Genomic DNA, 17,935 nt, shown 5'->3' on the forward strand with positions numbered 1-17,935 from the left:
TGCTATAAGATTTAATATAATTATATACTACTTTTCTATATATTGACATAAATTCTAATGCAAACTATACTAAAGATATGTAGCTTATATACTACATACCACGTTTAAAAAGGATGATATTTATGAAAGAAAGGTTATTATTAGGTATAAATATAAGAAATCTTAGGACAAGCTTGGGACTATCACAAGAATCATTATCCATTAAAACAGGAGTACCTAGAGCTTATATTTCAGATGTTGAAAGAGGTAAAATCAATATTACCTTAGATAAAATTGTAACTATTTCTAATGCTTTAAACGTTTCTATAGCTCAATTATTTATAAATAATCAGGAGGTTGATATTATGAATTCAAATCTTACAATTTATTATGATAGCTTAACTGAAGCTAGTTGGTTTCGAGACCTAAATCCTATTTTTAATAACGCTACATTTGAAATAATAAAACCAAGAGGAAATAATCCTAAAATAATAGAAGATATTACTATGTATGATAAACCTGATATTATTGTTTTAAAAGATAATTCTCCAATTCTTGTATTAGAAAAAACCTCAGAGGTTCCTACTGGTCATAATGTTGGACAAAGATTCGCTAGATTAGTAAGAGCTATTGAATTGGGCATTCCAACTATTTATTATTATCCATTCGATGCTAAAAAACATGGCGAATACGCAGGAATTTGTAACTTAAATATTAGACTTCTTGAAGCTAGTTTTAAAATGTTAGATATACATGATACCCCTTTACTTTCAATAGATTGGCTTACTGATACTAATGGTGAGCTAATTACAGATGGTTCTGAAAATAATACTTTAAAATATATACTAAAAGATTATATTGAAAGTAACTTTGATAAGTATTGTACAAGCTTTAAAAATCATATTCAATGGATGAGAAATGAATATAATACAAGACTTAGAAATCGACCATCATATGCTAAAATGCCACCATCAGTTAAAACTTACACAACAAAAGAGTTTTGCTCTGAATTTAATATTCAAGAAGTACCACAAGAATTTTTATCTAGAAAATATACTTACGTTTATAATATTGGTATGACTCCTGCTTCTTGTAAGCGACAAGACCCTTACACAGGAACTCAATTTATTTACGACTATATTTTATGTAGATATGGTTCCTCTGTAACACAAAAAAACGCTAACCTTGTATTATATTTTCCTAAACTAGATTCTAATATATGGTTTAGCAAAAATCCTAATAATCCTAATACTAAAAGTTGCAATTGGTATCTTACTGCTAATGCGTTATTATTTACTGATTCAATATCATTTAATATAAAGTAGAGGTGTTTAATATGCTTAGTGAAGAAGAAGTATATAATGGTGCTAAACGAATTCTTAAAAATAATAATTATACTTTGCTAGCTGGACAACCACCTAGAGGAGTTGACCATCTACCAGTTGTTGAAATTAAATCTGGTACAAATAAGGAAAAAGGAAGTAAAGATTCATTTAAACCTGATTTAATTGCTTATAAAGATAATATGCTCCTTATTATTGAATGTAAACCTAACTTTAGTAATAGCGATTTACAAAAATTGCATGAAGTACTTAATTCTCAATCAAGATTGCTTGCATTCTATAATGAATTATCAGAAAGAGGATTATTAAATAAAATTAATAAAGATATTAAATTTGATGAATTTAAAAAAATAGTTTTTGGTAGTCTTGCTTATAGCTCTAGCCCATTATCAAATAATACAATATTAGAAAGTTCAAATTCATATAGTACTAATGAAACTGATAATAAAATTTATCATATAATAGTTAATTCTTGGTTAGGTGATGGCTATATAATTGAACCTTAAAAAAAAGAGCCATCTGGCTCTTTTCTACTTATTATAAACTTTATTTAAATCTTTAATTATCTCTTTTGCTACTGCATAAATCATTAATGGTGGTACAGCATTTCCTGTTTGAACTCTTTCTTGTACAGTTCCACCCAAAAATTTATAACTATCCGGGAAACTTTGTATTCTAGCTCTCTCTCTTATTGTTAAACCTCTTGCTATACTAGGGTGACCAAATTGAAATTGTGGTCTTATTCCTCCCGCTAACTGTGTAGGGCTAGGCTTTTCCCATGTTAATCTTATCCTTTGCTTAAATTTTTCATACATAGGCATTCCAGGAATAGTACTTCTTATTTTATCTATAGTATCTTGTGGATGCTTTGGAGCTACATGATTAAATAACTCTTCACTCTTAGTAAAATTAATGTTATCATCCATTCCTCTCATAATCTTTTGATATTCTGTTAACGGCTTAGAAATATACTTATCACTATTTTCATTACTTTCTATTGGAGGTAAATCAGATATAGCATCATATACTGTTCTATATTGTGGTAACTCCTTCGAATCTAATAATCCAGTTTGACTATCTTTTTCCTTAAACTGTGGTTCTGGATAATTAAATATTTCCGCTAATCCTCTTCCTTTCTTTATCCCAACAAATATTATTCTCTTTCTTATTTGAGGAACACCATAATCAGCGGCATTTAATAATTTTACTGTTGAATTATACCCCAGTTCCTCCATACTTGCTAATATTTCTTCAACGAACTTACCTCCTGCAGTAGTTTTCATTCCTGAAACATTCTCAACTATTAAATAATCTGGCTGAAAAGCCTCTGCAATTTTCATATAGTCTCTAAATAAATAGTTTCTTTCATCTTCATCATTATGCTTTCTATTTGCTCTAGAAAATCCTTGACATGGTACTCCACCAGTAATTAAATTTACTTTTTTTACACCTGCTTTTTGTAATGTTTCTACTAATAAATCAGGAGTAATATTTTTAATATCACCTAAAATTGATATAGCATTTGGATGATTATATTTCCATGTTTCTAGTGCTGGTTCAAACCAATCAGTACCTAATACACTTTGAAAACCTGCTAGCTCACATCCAACTGAGAATCCTCCTGCTCCACAAAATAAGTCTATCATAGTTGGTTTATCTTTTTCTAATTTAAAATTTTCTTCATTATATATAATAATATTATTTTCATTTATATAACTACTTTTTTCAACAGGAATACTATTATGCCATATATTAACTTTTTCGTTATTCTCCATCTATTTTTTCCTCTTTTCGTAAATATTTTAAATCAATTCTTTTTATATTTTACACTAACTGAATAAAGATACCAATATAAATTAGTATCTTTATAAATAAATATTATATTACTTCTATTTATCCAATTTCAGTAAAAACCTCACTTACTTGTGATACGGTTCATTCTTCATTATTCTAAATGCTCTATATACTTGTTCTAGTAACATAACTCTAAACAATTGATGTGGAAATGTCATTTTTGAAAAACATAGTTTATAGTTTGCTCTTTTTATAACATCTTGTGATAGTCCTAGGCTTCCACCTATAACAAAAGCTATGTTTGAATTTCCCATAACTCCACAGTTTTCTATAAAATCTGATAATTCTTCTGATGTTATTTGTTTTCCTTTTAAATCCATTGCTACAACAAACATATTATCTTTTATTTTTGATAATATTAGTTGCCCTTCTTTATCTTTTATTTGAAGTTCTTCTTTTTCTGAAGCATTATCTGGTGTTTTTTCGTCTGGTAATTCTATAATATCTAATTTGCAATATCTACTTAATCTTTTTGAGTACTCATCTATTGCTTGTTTTAGGTATTTTTCTTTTAATTTTCCTACTGAAATTAAGGTTATATTCATCCCACGTTCTCCTCGTATGTTTATTGTATTTATATATTAACAAATTATTTTGATTCGGTAAAATCATCTACATCTATTATTGTTGCTTCTTCTTCTTTAGTTTTTTTAGGTAAATAAATTTTTAAATTATTGTCTCTATAAGTGGCTCTAATTTGTGCTTTATCTACACCTGGAACATAAAAACTTTTTTCTATGTTTTCTCCAGGTTGCACAAACGCCACCATTGTATTTACTCCATTACTAAACACCTGACTCTTTTTTACCTTTATTAAAACACGTTCATTTTCGTAATCTATATCTATGCTTTTTTTATCAATTCCAGGTAAGACCCCGTCTATTAAATACTTATCGTTGTAATTTGTTATTTTAAAATCTATTTCACCTAATCCATCTATTTCATCCATCATTGAAGCTACTACATCACTATTTATAACACTATCAACTATATCATCAATTAAATCAGTATTATTAATTAACGTACTAAATACTTGCGTGAATACTGTATTAAAGGTGTTTGCAAATGTGTCTTCAAGGTTTAGATTATTGTTTCCATTCCATCCATTGTTATAGTTATTATTTTGATTCCAATTATTATAGTTATTGTTCATATTCCAATTATTATTATTCATATTCCAACCATTGTTGTAATTATTATTCATCATTCCATTAAACATACCCTTAAATATAAAAGGAAGCATTTGAAACATTTTAATCTCCTATTTCTTAAAATACTACTCATTATATATTTATTAAAAATGATGTTTTTTGACACAAAAAATACTAGAACTTAATATTATAAGTCCTAGTATCTACTACATTTTAATATCCTAATTCTTCATTTATAAATATTACATGCATTCTATCTGGATTGCTTTGACTCTTAATTAATGTATATTGCCTACACATTCTTGTTTTGCTTTTGCAATCCATACAATAACCTACTTTAGCACAAGGAGTTTGTCTATTTAACCTTACTCCATTAGCTGGTGCTGCAACGTATTTAACTCTATTTATAGCCTCATCAACATCTTTAACTAATTTATTTACACCTACAATCACTATAACCCTTTCCGGTCCAAAAATCATAGCAGCTACTCTATTTCCATTACCATCTACATTATAAAGCTCTCCTGCTTCTGTTATTGCATTACTACTTGTAAAGTATGCATCTGCTGAAAATGCACCTCTGTATATTTTTCCTATTTCTTCTTGTGTAAGGCCTTCTTTTCCTCTATCTAAAAAGTTATATTTTCCACTTCTTAAGTAATCTAATACTCCACTTTCTGCTAATGATACAGAACCTCCACAAGAAACTGTAGATCCTTCTTTTACTAATTCTTCTATCTTAGCCAAAAGTTCAGCTTTATTACTAACTAAATATCCATTCATATTATTTGATTTTAAAGCTTCTATTGTTCTTAATATTCTTTGCTCATTTACCCACTTAACATTATTATCCATATCAATTCACCATCCACATTTATTTTAATTTTATTATAACAAAAAAAGCCTGATTTTTATCAGGCTTTTATATTCAAATATTATTACTTTCCGCAGCATTTTTTGTACTTCTTACCACTTCCGCAAGTACAAGGGTCGTTTCTTCCAATTTTATTTTCATTTCTTACTATAACAGAATCTCTGTATTGTTTTTGTATTTCTTTTCTCTTTTCTTTTGAGAATATTGCATCCCATTGTGGTAAGTTATATAAATATTCAGCTTTTGCATCTAGCATATTGAAATATAACTTTTCTAAATTTATGTCTAATAATATTTTATCATTAACTTTTAAAGTTTCTAAATCATATGTTGTATTTAAACTGTCATTTATTCCATCAACAAATCCCATAACAAATTCTGCTGTTGTTCCGTACTTCTTTGCTAAATCTTCAATTGTTGTATTTTCTTGTTTATTATGATTTGCTAGTAAATCTTTGTAAATAGAAGTTTCTATTTGTGTGTATTCAGCCCAAAAAGCTTGCTCCCCTTTAGTCTTAACATATTCAACTACCATATCAGTCCATTGTTTATATAAACTCATAATGCTTTCTCCTTTTTACTCTTAATTTATACATGATTTATACTTGAATTATACTAATTAATTGTAATTTTTTCAAGTAACTACTATTAGTAATTAAGTCTTTTAATTACTATACTAATTTATAGTATAGTCAATAATTAAAATTCTATTATATTGCTTGGCTCGTGTCTACTTGCCATTGATAGCATAATATCTTTTCCTTGAACTATTTTATTTTCATTTAAAACATCTATCACTGTTTGAAATGCTAAATCTGGGTGATTGTTTGTACCACTTAAATGACCCAGGATTATCTTTTTACCAACTTGATGTTTCAATAAATCAACTATAGCTTTTCCACAATCTTCATTAGACAAATGACCAACTTCACTTAATATTCTTCTCTTTAAAGTGTATGGATATGGTCCAAACTTTAACATACTAACATCATGATTACTCTCCAATAATATGACTTCCGAATCCTTTATATTATCCTTTATTTCTTGAGTATATATACCAAAGTCAGTTGCAACACTTACATACTTTCCCTTTGAATGTAAAGTGTACCCACAAGGCGCAATTGCATCATGTGGTATATTAAATGATTTTATATCTAAATCCTTTATTGAAATTGTAGATCTTCTATCTATAATCTTTATGTTATGTTCTTTTATCTTTCCAATACTACTTTCCATAGCTGACCAGGTATTTGCATTAGCATATATAGGAACATTATATTTCCTTGATACCACTCCAACACCTTTAATATGATCTGAATGTTCATGGGTTATAAAAATTCCATCTATATCGCTAGGATTCTCTCCTATCTTTTTTAATGCTTCATCTATTTTTTTACCTGGTAACCCAGCATCTATTAATACCTTTGCCTCATTTGAAGCAATAAATATACTATTACCACTGCTGCCACTATATAATGAGCAAAATTTCATTTATTTATCCCCCATGATTTATTTATTCAGCTTCTCTTGTTATATCTGCACCTAAAGCTGTAAATTTAAACTCTATATTAGGATATCCTCTATCTATATGTTCTATTTCTATAATTTCAGTTTTTCCTTCCGCTATTAATCCAGCAATAACCATAGCTGCTCCAGCTCTTAAATCAGTAGCTCTAACTCTTGCCCCTACCAATCTATCAACTCCACTTATTGCAGCTGTTCTTCCGTCTACATTTATATTAGCACCCATTTTATTTAATTCTTCTGTATGCTTATGTCTATTTTCCCATATACTTTCAACAATCAAGCTATTTCCTGGAACAATACTTAATAATGCTGACATAGGTTGTTGTACATCTGTTGGAAAACCTGGGTATGGTGTTGTTTTAACATTTATTCCTTTTAAAGAACCATCTACATATACTCTAACACTATCATCACCCTCTTCTACATTAGCTCCCATTTCTGTAAGCTTAGCAGTTATTGACTCTAAGTGCTTAGGAATAACATTTTTAATAGTAACATCACCTTTTGTAGCAACTGCTGCTATCATGAATGTTCCTGCTTCTATTTGATCTGGTATAACACTATAATTACATCCTACCAATTTTTCTACACCTTTTATTCTAATAACATCAGTTCCTGCACCTTTTATGTCAGCTCCCATTGAATTTAAAAAGTTAGCTACATCTACTACGTGGGGTTCTTTTGCTACATTCTCTAATACAGTTGTTCCATCAGCTAAAGTTGCGGCTATCATAACATTTATTGTTGCACCAACTGAAACTACATCAAAGAATATATTAGCTGAATGTAAGTGTTCAGCTTCTATTATAACTGCCCCATTTTCAACTATTACGTTTGCACCTAATGCTTCAAATCCTTTTATGTGTTGATCTATTGGTCTTACACCTATAGGACATCCGCCAGGAAGTTCAACTCTAGCTTTTCCGAATCTTGATAATAATGCCCCTATAAAATAATAAGATGCTCTCATTCTTCTTACATCTTCTGTGCATGCATTTACACTGTGTACGTCCGTAGCATCTATCTCTAATGTATTATTATCAACTTTATTTACTGTACAACCTAAACTTTTAAGAATTCTCTCTAAGCAATGTACATCTTCTATATCTGGTACATTATCAATAATGCATTTTCCTTCACTCGCCATTATAGCTGCTGGTAATATCGCAACTGCAGCATTTTTAGCTCCGTTAATATCAACTGAGCCTTTCAAAGCTCTTCCTCCGTTTATAACTAACTTTTCCATCCATTTTCACCCTTATCATTATTTATATATATTAATCTTGCCTATTTTTCTGTCTATTATCCAAATTTATCATTAAAAGGTAGTTTTAACTTTAAATAATAAAAACCACCTTACCTTATAGCATAAACCTAATTATGCTTTACATTGCTACAAGTTGTAACAACTAAAAACTACCTTACCCATTATAACATAAAACCCTATTATTTAAATAGAGTTTTTTATGGTAAATACGGTTTTTAGGGCAGTTCCTTAATTTTATTATATATTTACATTAATATCTAAAGCTTACAAGATTTTATTTTTCTATGTAAAAGTTTTAATTATTCTTACTTTTTAAATTTTTTTCTATATGTTATAATTTAAAATAAAGCTTGTTATCCGTTTATAGGCAAGCTAACTAACTTGAGAGGTTAAAATTTATGAAATATTATTTAGTAGCATTATTCGATGAGGAATCTTATAAAAATTTGAATCCTGTTCAGAGAAATCTTTCTAAAAAATTTAGAGCTAATAGAAATTCACCTTCACCCTACATACCTCTAGAAGTAGTAGATAATCCAAATATGGATAAACTTGATTTAATTATAGATAAAATTACCAAACCTTACAAAAACTTCAAAATACAAATGTGCAATCAAGTTTCCATTTCAGAATACAATAAAACTATTAATTTAAAAATAGAAGATAGAGGGTATATTAAAAGGCTTAATAGATTAATAAATGATACTTTAAAATTACATGGATTTAACATAAAGAATTTTAATAACGAAATACCTATGCATATTTCAATAGCTAATTTAAATTTTATTCCCAAAGATATGAAAAGAACAGATGGAGAAATAAATTTAAAATCTAAATCAGACATACTAAAGGTAAATAGAATTGAACTTTGGAAAATGTCTAGCAATAAAAAGGAAACATTAATTAAAACTTATCATTTAAAACAAAATTCATAAGTTTTACGGAACTGCTTAATACTATTTATGTATTAAGCAGTTTTCATTTACAAAAATTTATTTTATTTTATTTTACCTGTAGTCGTTTACTGGACTTTTCAATTTTCAAAACTTTTTGTAAAATAGAACTTGGTAAGTCCTTAATATAGATTTATTGAGTCCTTAAGAATAGGGGGATGTTTCATGGATGCTAAATCACTTTTTGAAGCTCAGCTAGAAAAAAATCAAAAGATTAATATTAATTCAAAATTAAACCAGTATAAATTATCAGTTAGAAAGAACCTAGATTTACATATTAAGATTGGCTCACTTGCTGATGAAACTAAATGTTATAAATATTGGATCGATGAGGATTCATCTATTAATATGAATCTAATATTTGAAAAATATTTAGACTGTCTTGGTCAAATTTTAACAATAGGACTAGATAAAAATTATTCTGATATCACTGATATTAGAGTTAAACCTAATGATTATTGTTTAAGTGATCAGTTCTTAAATCTTTATATAGATATTAATGATTTAACAATATCACCATCTAAAGATCATTTCTTAACTCTTCTTGAAGACTTTATAAGTCTTGGAATTACATTAGGATATTCTGAATACAAAATAAAAGAATCTTTTATTAATATATAAATATGAAAAAACCTTCTGCAACTCAGAAGGTTTTTTCATATTTATATATTAGATTGGAATACTATTCTTGAGGTGATATTAATGTTTGCAATTATTTGCGCTATAATCTCAGGAATATCAATGAGCTTACAAGGAGTTTTCAATACTCGTTTGGAAGAAAAAATAGGTACCTGGGAAACAAATGCATTTGTTCAGGCTACTGGATTAGCCTTAACTCTAATAATCTTATTCTTTTTTGGAAAAGGAAATTTCAAAGAAATTAAAGATGCTAACAAACTTTATTTACTAGGTGGAGTGCTTGGAGTCATCATAATATTCACTGTAATGAAAAGTATTGGTGCAATGGGTGCTACCTGTGGCATAGCTATTATTTTAGTAGCACAACTAACCTCTGCAGGTATTATAGATGCCTTTGGTTTATTTGGAACTGATAAAATTCCATTTTCCATGAAAGAATTTATAGGAATTGCCATAATGATTATAGGCATAGTAATATTTAAATGGAAATTATAACTTATTATTAACAAAATCTCTCCTATTAATATAATATATAATGTGATTAATTTTAGGAGTATTATATGTTCTCTTTAAATAAGAAGCTAGACATCAACCTAAAAAACTGTATGGCCTCTAAAATTCGTAAAAATTATAGAGTTATTATAAAGTGTAGTAAATTCCAAGATTCAATAATAAAAAAAATTTCATCCTATAAAGGTGAATTGATTAGAAATATAAAGCCTTGCAATATAATATCAGCCAATTTGAATACTAAAGCAATAGAAAGGCTTTTAGAATATCCTGAAGTTGAATACATTTGTTTTGATGAATATTTATTTTTATGTGGAATGAGTGTCCCAACAGCTAATAAAACAAGATTATCTAGCAAAACTAACATAACTGGTAAGGGAGTTGGAATAGGGATTGTTGATAGCGGAGTTTATCCTCATCCTGATTTACTTACTCCCTATAATCGAATCTCTACATTTGTAGACCTAATATCTGATCTTAAACACCCATATGATGATAATGGTCATGGTACTTGTACTTGCGGTATACTAGCTGGTAGTGGCGAAAAATCTAATGGTATGTATCGTGGTGTTGCACCTGAATGCAATTTACATTGCTATAAAGCATTTGATAGGTTGGGAAAAGGGTTCGTCTCAGATGTGCTTTACGCTATTGAGTGTTTGATTGAAGAAAGTGAAAAATATAATATAAAGATTCTTTGTTTACCATTTGAACTCTTATATTACAATACTTTTATACAAAATTGCTTTGATAATATATTTAAATTAGCTACAGCTAAAAACATAACGCCTGTTGTACCTAGTGGTAGTAATAAAAATTCCGAAGGCTCTATAACAGGAATAGCTTTATCTAAAGAATGTATAACCGTTGCTGGAATAGATACTACAAGTATAATTAAACCCTATCCCTATTCATCCGCCGGAAAATTAAAAAAAGATACTAAACCAGATATAGCCGCTGCGTGTGTAGATATTGTTTCTTTAAATTGTAATGTAAATTATATATCTGAAAAAAATGGGGTTAAAATGTACCCTAAAAAGTTAAATGCGTCTTATAAAAGTTATACAGGCACTTCACTAGCTGCTGCTTATATTTCTGGTATTTGTGCTTTACTTTATCAAAATGATCCTAGCTTAACTTTTAAAGATACTGTTTCTTTATTAAAAGTATCATGTGAACCATTTGATATGCCTAAGAATTATCAAGGAGAGGGAAAAGTTAATATAAATAAAGTTATAAAAAAATAAGGTGCCTTTATTAAGACGCCTTATTTTCTTGTTTCAATATATAATTACTTGGATCTACTGGTAAACCATTTACCCTAAGTTCAAAGTGTAAATGAGGCCCTGTACTAAAACCTGTATTACCCACAGCCCCTATTAAATCTCCAGTATTCACTATATCCCCTAATTTGGCATATATTTCGCTTAAATGTGCATAGTACGTAGTCATATTGCCTTCATGCTCTATAATTATTAAATTTCCATAACCTCCATCATTGTATTGGGCATATGTTACTTTTCCTTCTATGGCAGCATTTACCTTATCCCCAATATTACTAGCTATGTCTATTCCCTTATGAAAAGAATTCCACCTTTCACCATATCCAGAAGTTACTGTTTTACCTACTGTTGGATGTAATAAAAAAGCTACCCCATCTTTATAAGGATTTTTACTCCCTTTATGTATAATAGTATTTACAGGTTCTTTTATTATCGTCTCTTCTAAAATATTATTATTTTCCTGTTTTTCATTTTTATATGTAACTTCTTTTAATACCTTCTTTATGCCCTCTTCTCCCTCTTCAATTCTACTTTCACCTATATATAAATTCTCATCTAAAGAAGTAACTGTTTTAGGAGATACAATTTCTTCAACTATTTCTTTTGTCTTTATTTTAATTTGTACTAAATCTGTATTCTCTTTAGATATATTATATATTTTATCTGCTAACTCCTCTTCTGTTTTTATGGATGATATATCTGTAGTTTCTTCTTGCAAATTTACATTACATACTATATCTGCTGATATAACATCAGTTCTATCTATATTTAATTCATTTATATGTTTGTCCGTTGCTAACTTTAAAATATTATTTACCGTATCATTAGAAGCCATATATCCTAACTTTTCTCCTGATAAACTCAATGCATATGCAGAAGCCTTACCAGTTAATGCTTCTAATATATTTTTTTTAATCTCACTTTTGTTACTTAATGCCACATTTCCTTCTGTAATTTTTGTATATCTAATTCTCTCATTATTAATTTCTGGACTTTTAGAATCTATATTTATTTCTTCTAATACTTCACTAAAAACTTCTCTAGTCTCCGCTCTGCTATCTACATATCCTATAACACTATTATTGAGATATGCTTCTAAAATATAACTCTTATTAGTATTCAGTATTGTAATTACAGGTATAAATAATAATACTATTTTTACCGTGACACCAACTGCATCCTTTTTTGAAACCATATTTTTCCCTTCCTTTTTAATAGTATTTTAAACAACACATTTAATAATGTTCCCAACTATTTTAATATTATTCCTTTTATGCCTTAATTGTTTTATTGAGTGATATAACTCACTTTGATATAATTAACTTAATGTGAATAAATATAAAGAAAGGTAGAGGAGAAATTAATGAGTACATTTATGCTTAAATCTAAAGCCTTAAAATTTACTCCTATTAGTAATGTATTTATTGAAAAGTATATGCCAAAAGCTAGAGGCGAATTTATTAAAGTATACTTATTAATGCTTAAACATAATATGAGTGGAGAAATTGGAATAAGCTCTTCAATATTAGCTTCATCATTAAACCTACTAGAATCCGATATTATAAATGCATTAAATTACTGGAATGATGAAGGTGTTATAAAATTAGTTCCTATTGATAAAATGGGAAACTTTGAAATAGATTTTGTAGATTTATCTATAGATACCCCAGCATCATCTAACGAAATTAATCTACTAGATGAATTATCTGATGAAACTAATAACGGTATGTTAAAAGATATAGAAAGACTTCTTGGAAGACCATTATCTCCTACAGAGTTTACAACATATATTAGTTGGAAAAAAGATTATAACTTTTCATCTGAGTTAATACTTTTAATTATAGAATATTGTATTTCTAGGGGGAAGAGTAATACTCGATATATAGAAAAGGTAGCCATCGCTTGGCATGAAATGAATATAAAAACTATAGAAGATGCTCAGAATTACATAAGAAAAACAGAAGATAAATGGGGTACTTATAGAGAAATTCTTAAATTCCTGGGTATTCGAAATACTGATATAATGAAACCACAAGAAGATATGTTAGAAAAGTGGACTACAACATACAACTTTTCTCTAGAAATAATAAAAAAGGCTTGTGATATATGTTCACAAAGATTAAATAGACCAGATTTTAAGTATATAGATGGAATATTATCAAGCTGGAATAGAGATAATTTAAAAACAATTAAGGATATAGAAGAGAAAGAATCGAAATTTAAAAATCTAGCTGCTAAGAAAAACTTTAATAATACACCTAATACTAAATCTAATTTAAAATTTAATAACTTTACACCAAGAGAATATGATTATGATTCTCTTGAAAAGAAACTATTAGGATGGGATAGCGATGATTAAGGGATATCAAAAAGAATTAGCAAATATATATGAAAATATACGAACAACCGAACAAAAGAAACTAAATAAAAGAAGAGAAGAAATTTCTAATAAATATCCTGAAATTATGGAATTAGATAAATTAATTCAAAAGCAAAGTTTAAATTTGTCTCTATCTATACTTAAAGGACTTAACGAAAAACAAATAGAAGAAATTAAAGATACTATAACTGATTTAAGATTTAAAAAATATGAAGCTTTAGTATCAAAAGGATATGATCCTGAATATTTATCACTTCATTATCAATGTTCAAAATGTAAGGACGAAGGTTATATAGGGGTAAATAAATGTTCTTGTTATAAAAGTAAACTAGTAAAATTATATTATCAAGATTCAGATTTAGAAGAAGCTGTAAAAATTAATAATTTCAACAATTTTGATATAAATTTATATTCTAATCATAAAATAGGTGAAGATAAATTCTCTCCTAGAAGAAACATAGAAAATATAATAGAGTTTATAAAAGGAGATTATATACCTAACTTTTCAAATCACAATTCTAACCTATTATTCTATGGTAATTCTGGAACAGGTAAAACTTATTTATCATGGTGTATTGCCAAGGATTTATTGGATAGAGGTTTTTTAGTAGTATATAAAACATCTGATGAGCTTATAAAATGTCTTAGAGATATAAGATTTAATAATAACTATGAGCTAGAAGAACTTTTATTAAACTGCGATTTATTAATTATTGACGATTTAGGTGCAGAACAAATTACTGAATTCTCTGCAACAGAATTATTTACTTTAATTAATAAAAAGCTACTTAAAAACAAAAAAATGATTATATCTACCAACTTAAGTCTTCCTATGATAACAAAAATATATAGTGAAAGAATTTATTCTAGACTTGTTGGAAACTTTAAACTTTATAAATTTTATGCAGAAGACATTAGAATACAATTAAACTTGAAACGTAGATAATTATTAAAGGTAATGACTTAATTTAATCATTACCTTTTTATATTTTCTTTAGCTTACTATGTCGTAAATTTTTATAAAACAAAAAAGCTTTGGATTTATCCAAAGCTTTTTGGAGCTGGCAATAGGAATCGAACCTACAACCTGCTGATTACAAGTCAGCTGCTCTACCGTTGAGCCATGCCAGCATATATTTTTTTAAATAAAAAAATGGCGACTTAGAAGGGACTCGAACCCTCGACCCCTGGCGTGACAGGCCAGTACTCTAACCAACTGAGCTACTAAGCCATTTAATTTTGGTGGGCACAACAGGGATCGAACCTGTGACCCTCTGCTTGTAAGGCAGATGCTCTCCCAGCTGAGCTATGCGCCCAAAATAAATGGTGACTCCTAGGGGAATCGAACCCCTGTTACCACCGTGAAAGGGTGGTGTCTTAACCGCTTGACCAAGGAGCCATATTAAGTTTTTTGTTTTATAATATTTAATGCTTTTTTTAAAATTAAAATGGCGACTTAGAAGGGACTCGAACCCTCGACCCCTGGCGTGACAGGCCAGTACTCTAACCAACTGAGCTACTAAGCCATTTAATTTTGGTGGGCACAACAGGGATCGAACCTGTGACCCTCTGCTTGTAAGGCAGATGCTCTCCCAGCTGAGCTATGCGCCCAAAATAAAATGGTGACTCCTAGGGGAATCGAACCCCTGTTACCACCGTGAAAGGGTGGTGTCTTAACCGCTTGACCAAGGAGCCATATATGGAGCTGGCAATAGGAATCGAACCTACAACCTGCTGATTACAAGTCAGCTGCTCTACCGTTGAGCCATGCCAGCATATAATAGCTTTAAATATTATTTTTTATGTTATCTTTTAAAATTAAAATGGCGACTTAGAAGGGACTCGAACCCTCGACCCCTGGCGTGACAGGCCAGTACTCTAACCAACTGAGCTACTAAGCCATTTAATTTTGGTGGGCACAACAGGGATCGAACCTGTGACCCTCTGCTTGTAAGGCAGATGCTCTCCCAGCTGAGCTATGCGCCCAAAATAAATGGTGACTCCTAGGGGAATCGAACCCCTGTTACCACCGTGAAAGGGTGGTGTCTTAACCGCTTGACCAAGGAGCCATATTAAATTTTGCTCGTTTCTTTCAGGAACATTTCTCCTGCCGAGCACATTAACTATAATACATAAATTTTAATATAGTGTCAACACTTTTTTAAAACTTTTTTATTTATTTAATTTCAAACTTATTTTTATATATTTTTCATTCTAGTAATTTAACCTGGTCAACCCTTGATTTTAGACAATCTAAGCCCTGTCCATATCTTGAAAGTTGAGTCTCTTTTTCCTTTATTTCCTTCTGAATTTTTTTAATTTCAAAACGACATATTTCAAAAAATTTCTCTTTATTTATTTCTTCCACAGAAATATTATATCCTGTTTTTTTGAAATTTTCGCCACTTGCAATAATATTTACCGGAATATGCTCATTAACAATAGCTAATACCTCTTTATCCCAAATACCTCTCTTATTTACTTTATATCTATCTTTTAATAAATTAAGAGATAAAAATTTTTCATTAAATTGTTCTTGTATAGTATCTAATAATATTTTATATAAATTTATAGATATTCCTCTATTTAATTTTATTTTCAAAAAATCCTTATATTTAATTAAAAACTCATCTATATCAGATTCTGTAATAAATTTTACATCTTTATTTAAAAATATATTTATACCTTTTGAATTAGGATAATTAACCACAGATTGATCATAATTCATTCTTCTAACTTTAAATTCTTTTTCAAAATCACTACTATCTTTATTTATAATCTTTACTTTCATATATTTCACCTCTTTAAAATAGTATTCCATAGTTTTATAACTTATATTACTATGATAAAATTTATTTAAATATACATGAAGGAGATTAAATATTATGATACATCATGATTTAATTATAGTTGGTGGTGGAGCATCTGGATTAATTGCAGCTATTGCAGCCAAAGATTTCGGTATAGATGTAGCTATTTTAGAAGCCACCGATAGAATTGGCAAGAAAATTTTAACTACAGGTAATGGTAGATGTAATATATCTAATAACACAATATCTTTCCCGTTTTTATCTTATCATAGTGAAAATCCTAATTTTTTTGTGAATTCACTATCTAATTTTATGGTTGAAGATACTAAATCATTTTTTCTTTCTTTAGGTTTACCTATAACTGAATTAAAAGGTGGAAAAATGTATCCACAATCATTACAGGCTTCTTCTGTTGTGGATATTTTTAGATTTGCTTTAGAAGAAAGAGGAATACCTCTATACACAAATTGCAAATTAAAAGATATCCACAGGAAGAAAAATTTCAATTTATCCACAAGTAATGAAGAATATAAATTATTCACATGTGAAAAATTAATTCTTGCCTGTGGAGGAAAATCTGCTGTTAAAACAGGCTCTGACGGTTCTGGGCATTCATTAGCTAAATCCTTAGGGCATAAAATTATAAATCCTCTTCCTGGTATAGTTCAACTTAAATTAGAGCATCCTCATTTAAAAGCACTATCTGGTATAAAATTTGATGGATATGCCATACTATTAATTAATGACAAACCTATTAGAAAAGAATTCGGAGAAATACTTTTCACTGATTACGGAATATCAGGTCCTCCTATTTTACAATTATCAGGTCATGCATCTAAAGCTTTGCATAAAGGAAAAAAAGTAGAAATAATTGTAGATATGATGCCTAATCTATCTCTGGAAGATGTAGAGAACTTTATAGAAAGGCATCTAGCAATGTTCTCCCATAGATCAGTATTAGATTCATTAATAGGTATAGTTAATAAAAAATTAATTCCAACACTATTAAAAGAAGCTGGCATTACTAATTTACATTGTCCTTGTTATGACTTAGATTGGAAAGATAGAAGAAGACTTATAGACCTTTTAAAACAATGGAAATTTAAATGTATAGGTACTAACGGCTTTAATCAAGCTCAAGTAACTATTGGAGGCGTTAATACTAAAGAAGTAGATCCTATAACTCTTGAATCTAAATTAGTTCCTAATTTATATTTTTGTGGTGAAATATTAGACGTAGACGGCGATTGTGGTGGATTTAATCTTCAATGGGCTTGGAGTTCTGGATATTGCGTGGCTAAAAATATAGCAAATTCTAAATAAATATAAAAAGTGTTACTATCACAACTAGATTGTGATAGTAAC

18 protein-coding genes and 11 tRNA genes are annotated in these 17,935 nt (G+C 28.9%); 9 read left to right on the forward strand and 20 right to left on the reverse strand.

Going from position 1 to position 17,935, the window contains the following annotated elements; translation table 11 throughout:
* Window positions 1-122: 122 nt before the first annotated feature.
* Together CP523_RS07380 and CP523_RS07385 are read left to right on the forward strand one after the other, a co-directional pair.
* On the forward strand, window positions 123-1,304 hold the full coding sequence (locus CP523_RS07380) for a helix-turn-helix domain-containing protein (RefSeq protein WP_120140745.1): 1,182 nt from the start codon (window positions 123-125) through the stop codon (window positions 1,302-1,304).
* An 11-nt stretch (window positions 1,305-1,315) separates the two neighbouring features.
* A complete protein-coding gene (locus tag CP523_RS07385; protein ID WP_120140746.1) occupies window positions 1,316-1,828 on the forward strand; it encodes a hypothetical protein in 513 nt (170 codons plus the stop codon).
* A 24-nt stretch (window positions 1,829-1,852) separates the two neighbouring features.
* On the opposite strand, the gene CP523_RS07390 is transcribed toward CP523_RS07385, so the two are convergent.
* The 7 genes from CP523_RS07390 to CP523_RS07420 form a co-directional block, all read right to left on the reverse strand.
* A complete protein-coding gene (locus CP523_RS07390) occupies window positions 1,853-3,097 on the reverse strand; it encodes a DNA cytosine methyltransferase (RefSeq protein WP_120140747.1) in 1,245 nt (414 codons plus the stop codon).
* 144 nt (window positions 3,098-3,241) lie between these two features.
* Entirely contained in the window at window positions 3,242-3,721 is a 480-nt protein-coding gene (gene rlmH / locus CP523_RS07395) for a 23S rRNA (pseudouridine(1915)-N(3))-methyltransferase RlmH (RefSeq protein WP_066673769.1), read from the reverse strand.
* Between the two features lie 44 nt (window positions 3,722-3,765).
* Window positions 3,766-4,428 carry an Hsp20 family protein gene (locus tag CP523_RS07400; protein ID WP_066673770.1) on the reverse strand — a complete coding sequence of 221 codons (663 nt, stop codon included), beginning with the start codon at window positions 4,426-4,428 and terminating at the stop codon, window positions 3,766-3,768.
* 112 nt (window positions 4,429-4,540) lie between these two features.
* Window positions 4,541-5,182 carry a lactate utilization protein gene (locus CP523_RS07405; protein WP_066673772.1) on the reverse strand — a complete coding sequence of 214 codons (642 nt, stop codon included), beginning with the start codon at window positions 5,180-5,182 and terminating at the stop codon, window positions 4,541-4,543.
* Between the two features lie 83 nt (window positions 5,183-5,265).
* A complete protein-coding gene (locus CP523_RS07410) occupies window positions 5,266-5,763 on the reverse strand; it encodes an SEC-C metal-binding domain-containing protein (protein ID WP_066673774.1) in 498 nt (165 codons plus the stop codon).
* 137 nt (window positions 5,764-5,900) lie between these two features.
* Window positions 5,901-6,692, reverse strand: coding sequence for an MBL fold metallo-hydrolase (locus tag CP523_RS07415; protein ID WP_066673776.1), 792 nt, complete (start codon window positions 6,690-6,692; stop codon window positions 5,901-5,903).
* A 22-nt stretch (window positions 6,693-6,714) separates the two neighbouring features.
* The gene (locus CP523_RS07420; RefSeq protein ID WP_066673778.1) at window positions 6,715-7,974 is read right to left on the reverse strand and encodes a UDP-N-acetylglucosamine 1-carboxyvinyltransferase; all 1,260 of its coding nucleotides are present in this window, start codon (window positions 7,972-7,974) and stop codon (window positions 6,715-6,717) included.
* A 419-nt stretch (window positions 7,975-8,393) separates the two neighbouring features.
* Here CP523_RS07420 and CP523_RS07425 point away from each other — a divergent pair, with 419 nt between their 5' ends.
* The 4 genes from CP523_RS07425 to CP523_RS07440 all read left to right on the forward strand — a co-directional run bounded on the left by CP523_RS07425 (window position 8,394) and on the right by CP523_RS07440 (window position 11,344).
* Window positions 8,394-8,930: a hypothetical protein gene (locus tag CP523_RS07425; protein ID WP_066673780.1), complete on the forward strand. Its 537-nt coding sequence runs from the start codon at window positions 8,394-8,396 to the stop codon at window positions 8,928-8,930.
* A gap of 183 nt (window positions 8,931-9,113) precedes the next feature.
* The gene (locus tag CP523_RS07430) at window positions 9,114-9,569 is read left to right on the forward strand and encodes a dUTP diphosphatase (protein WP_066673782.1); all 456 of its coding nucleotides are present in this window, start codon (window positions 9,114-9,116) and stop codon (window positions 9,567-9,569) included.
* Between the two features lie 81 nt (window positions 9,570-9,650).
* Window positions 9,651-10,082, forward strand: a complete 432-nt coding sequence (locus tag CP523_RS07435) for a DMT family transporter (RefSeq protein WP_066673784.1) — start codon at window positions 9,651-9,653, stop codon at window positions 10,080-10,082.
* Window positions 10,083-10,147: 65 nt separating this feature from the next.
* A complete protein-coding gene (locus CP523_RS07440; protein WP_066673786.1) occupies window positions 10,148-11,344 on the forward strand; it encodes a S8 family serine peptidase in 1,197 nt (398 codons plus the stop codon).
* Window positions 11,345-11,354: 10 nt separating this feature from the next.
* Here CP523_RS07440 and CP523_RS07445 read toward each other — a convergent pair whose 3' ends face one another.
* Complete coding sequence (locus CP523_RS07445) at window positions 11,355-12,575, reverse strand: peptidoglycan DD-metalloendopeptidase family protein (RefSeq protein ID WP_066673788.1); 1,221 nt, start codon at window positions 12,573-12,575, stop codon at window positions 11,355-11,357.
* Between the two features lie 168 nt (window positions 12,576-12,743).
* Between CP523_RS07445 and CP523_RS07450 the strand changes: the two genes are divergently transcribed.
* Both CP523_RS07450 and CP523_RS07455 read left to right on the forward strand, forming a co-directional pair.
* The gene (locus CP523_RS07450; protein WP_066673790.1) at window positions 12,744-13,739 is read left to right on the forward strand and encodes a DnaD domain protein; all 996 of its coding nucleotides are present in this window, start codon (window positions 12,744-12,746) and stop codon (window positions 13,737-13,739) included.
* Window positions 13,732-14,706, forward strand: a complete 975-nt coding sequence (locus CP523_RS07455) for an ATP-binding protein (protein WP_066673792.1) — start codon at window positions 13,732-13,734, stop codon at window positions 14,704-14,706. The genes CP523_RS07450 and CP523_RS07455 overlap by 8 nt, the downstream gene beginning before the upstream one ends.
* 110 nt (window positions 14,707-14,816) lie before the next feature.
* Here CP523_RS07455 and CP523_RS07460 read toward each other — a convergent pair.
* The 12 genes from CP523_RS07460 to CP523_RS07515 all read right to left on the reverse strand — a co-directional run bounded on the left by CP523_RS07460 (window position 14,817) and on the right by CP523_RS07515 (window position 16,551).
* A tRNA-Thr gene (locus tag CP523_RS07460) sits at window positions 14,817-14,891 on the reverse strand.
* Window positions 14,892-14,914: 23 nt separating this feature from the next.
* Window positions 14,915-14,991 (reverse strand) — tRNA-Asp (locus tag CP523_RS07465).
* Window positions 14,992-15,000: 9 nt separating this feature from the next.
* Window positions 15,001-15,076 (reverse strand) — tRNA-Val (locus CP523_RS07470).
* Window positions 15,077-15,084: 8 nt separating this feature from the next.
* Window positions 15,085-15,159, reverse strand: a tRNA-Glu gene (locus CP523_RS07475).
* A 50-nt stretch (window positions 15,160-15,209) separates the two neighbouring features.
* Window positions 15,210-15,286, reverse strand: a tRNA-Asp gene (locus CP523_RS07480).
* Between the two features lie 9 nt (window positions 15,287-15,295).
* Window positions 15,296-15,371: transfer RNA gene (locus tag CP523_RS07485), tRNA-Val, on the reverse strand.
* Between the two features lie 9 nt (window positions 15,372-15,380).
* A tRNA-Glu gene (locus tag CP523_RS07490) sits at window positions 15,381-15,455 on the reverse strand.
* A 5-nt stretch (window positions 15,456-15,460) separates the two neighbouring features.
* Window positions 15,461-15,535, reverse strand: a tRNA-Thr gene (locus tag CP523_RS07495).
* A gap of 49 nt (window positions 15,536-15,584) precedes the next feature.
* Window positions 15,585-15,661, reverse strand: a tRNA-Asp gene (locus CP523_RS07500).
* Window positions 15,662-15,670: 9 nt separating this feature from the next.
* Window positions 15,671-15,746, reverse strand: a tRNA-Val gene (locus tag CP523_RS07505).
* 8 nt (window positions 15,747-15,754) lie between these two features.
* Window positions 15,755-15,829 (reverse strand) — tRNA-Glu (locus CP523_RS07510).
* A 140-nt stretch (window positions 15,830-15,969) separates the two neighbouring features.
* A complete protein-coding gene (locus CP523_RS07515; RefSeq protein ID WP_066673794.1) occupies window positions 15,970-16,551 on the reverse strand; it encodes a hypothetical protein in 582 nt (193 codons plus the stop codon).
* 94 nt (window positions 16,552-16,645) lie between these two features.
* On the opposite strand from CP523_RS07515, the gene CP523_RS07520 reads away from it, so the two are divergent.
* Entirely contained in the window at window positions 16,646-17,893 is a 1,248-nt protein-coding gene (locus tag CP523_RS07520; protein ID WP_120140748.1) for a BaiN/RdsA family NAD(P)/FAD-dependent oxidoreductase, read from the forward strand.
* Window positions 17,894-17,935: the final 42 nt, after the last annotated feature.

Source organism: Clostridium septicum (genome assembly GCF_003606265.1).
Classification (GTDB): Bacteria; Bacillota; Clostridia; order Clostridiales; family Clostridiaceae; genus Clostridium; species Clostridium septicum.

Excerpts from the sequence above, each read along its gene's own strand:
- CP523_RS07450 (WP_066673790.1), top strand. The coding sequence starts at position 12,744 with ATGAGTACATTTATGCTTAAATCTAAAGCCTTAAAATTTACTCCTATT.
- CP523_RS07515 (WP_066673794.1), bottom strand. The coding sequence starts at position 16,551 with ATGAAAGTAAAGATTATAAATAAAGATAGTAGTGATTTTGAAAAAGAA.
- CP523_RS07435 (WP_066673784.1), top strand. The coding sequence starts at position 9,651 with ATGTTTGCAATTATTTGCGCTATAATCTCAGGAATATCAATGAGCTTA.
- CP523_RS07425 (WP_066673780.1), top strand. The coding sequence starts at position 8,394 with ATGAAATATTATTTAGTAGCATTATTCGATGAGGAATCTTATAAAAAT.
- CP523_RS07455 (WP_066673792.1), top strand. The coding sequence starts at position 13,732 with ATGATTAAGGGATATCAAAAAGAATTAGCAAATATATATGAAAATATA.
- rlmH (WP_066673769.1), bottom strand. The coding sequence starts at position 3,721 with ATGAATATAACCTTAATTTCAGTAGGAAAATTAAAAGAAAAATACCTA.
- CP523_RS07410 (WP_066673774.1), bottom strand. The coding sequence starts at position 5,763 with ATGAGTTTATATAAACAATGGACTGATATGGTAGTTGAATATGTTAAG.
- CP523_RS07400 (WP_066673770.1), bottom strand. The coding sequence starts at position 4,428 with ATGTTTCAAATGCTTCCTTTTATATTTAAGGGTATGTTTAATGGAATG.
- CP523_RS07420 (WP_066673778.1), bottom strand. The coding sequence starts at position 7,974 with ATGGAAAAGTTAGTTATAAACGGAGGAAGAGCTTTGAAAGGCTCAGTT.
- CP523_RS07390 (WP_120140747.1), bottom strand. The coding sequence starts at position 3,097 with ATGGAGAATAACGAAAAAGTTAATATATGGCATAATAGTATTCCTGTT.
- CP523_RS07430 (WP_066673782.1), top strand. The coding sequence starts at position 9,114 with ATGGATGCTAAATCACTTTTTGAAGCTCAGCTAGAAAAAAATCAAAAG.
- CP523_RS07385 (WP_120140746.1), top strand. The coding sequence starts at position 1,316 with ATGCTTAGTGAAGAAGAAGTATATAATGGTGCTAAACGAATTCTTAAA.
- CP523_RS07380 (WP_120140745.1), top strand. The coding sequence starts at position 123 with ATGAAAGAAAGGTTATTATTAGGTATAAATATAAGAAATCTTAGGACA.
- CP523_RS07405 (WP_066673772.1), bottom strand. The coding sequence starts at position 5,182 with ATGGATAATAATGTTAAGTGGGTAAATGAGCAAAGAATATTAAGAACA.
- CP523_RS07445 (WP_066673788.1), bottom strand. The coding sequence starts at position 12,575 with ATGGTTTCAAAAAAGGATGCAGTTGGTGTCACGGTAAAAATAGTATTA.
- CP523_RS07440 (WP_066673786.1), top strand. The coding sequence starts at position 10,148 with ATGTTCTCTTTAAATAAGAAGCTAGACATCAACCTAAAAAACTGTATG.
- CP523_RS07520 (WP_120140748.1), top strand. The coding sequence starts at position 16,646 with ATGATACATCATGATTTAATTATAGTTGGTGGTGGAGCATCTGGATTA.
- CP523_RS07415 (WP_066673776.1), bottom strand. The coding sequence starts at position 6,692 with ATGAAATTTTGCTCATTATATAGTGGCAGCAGTGGTAATAGTATATTT.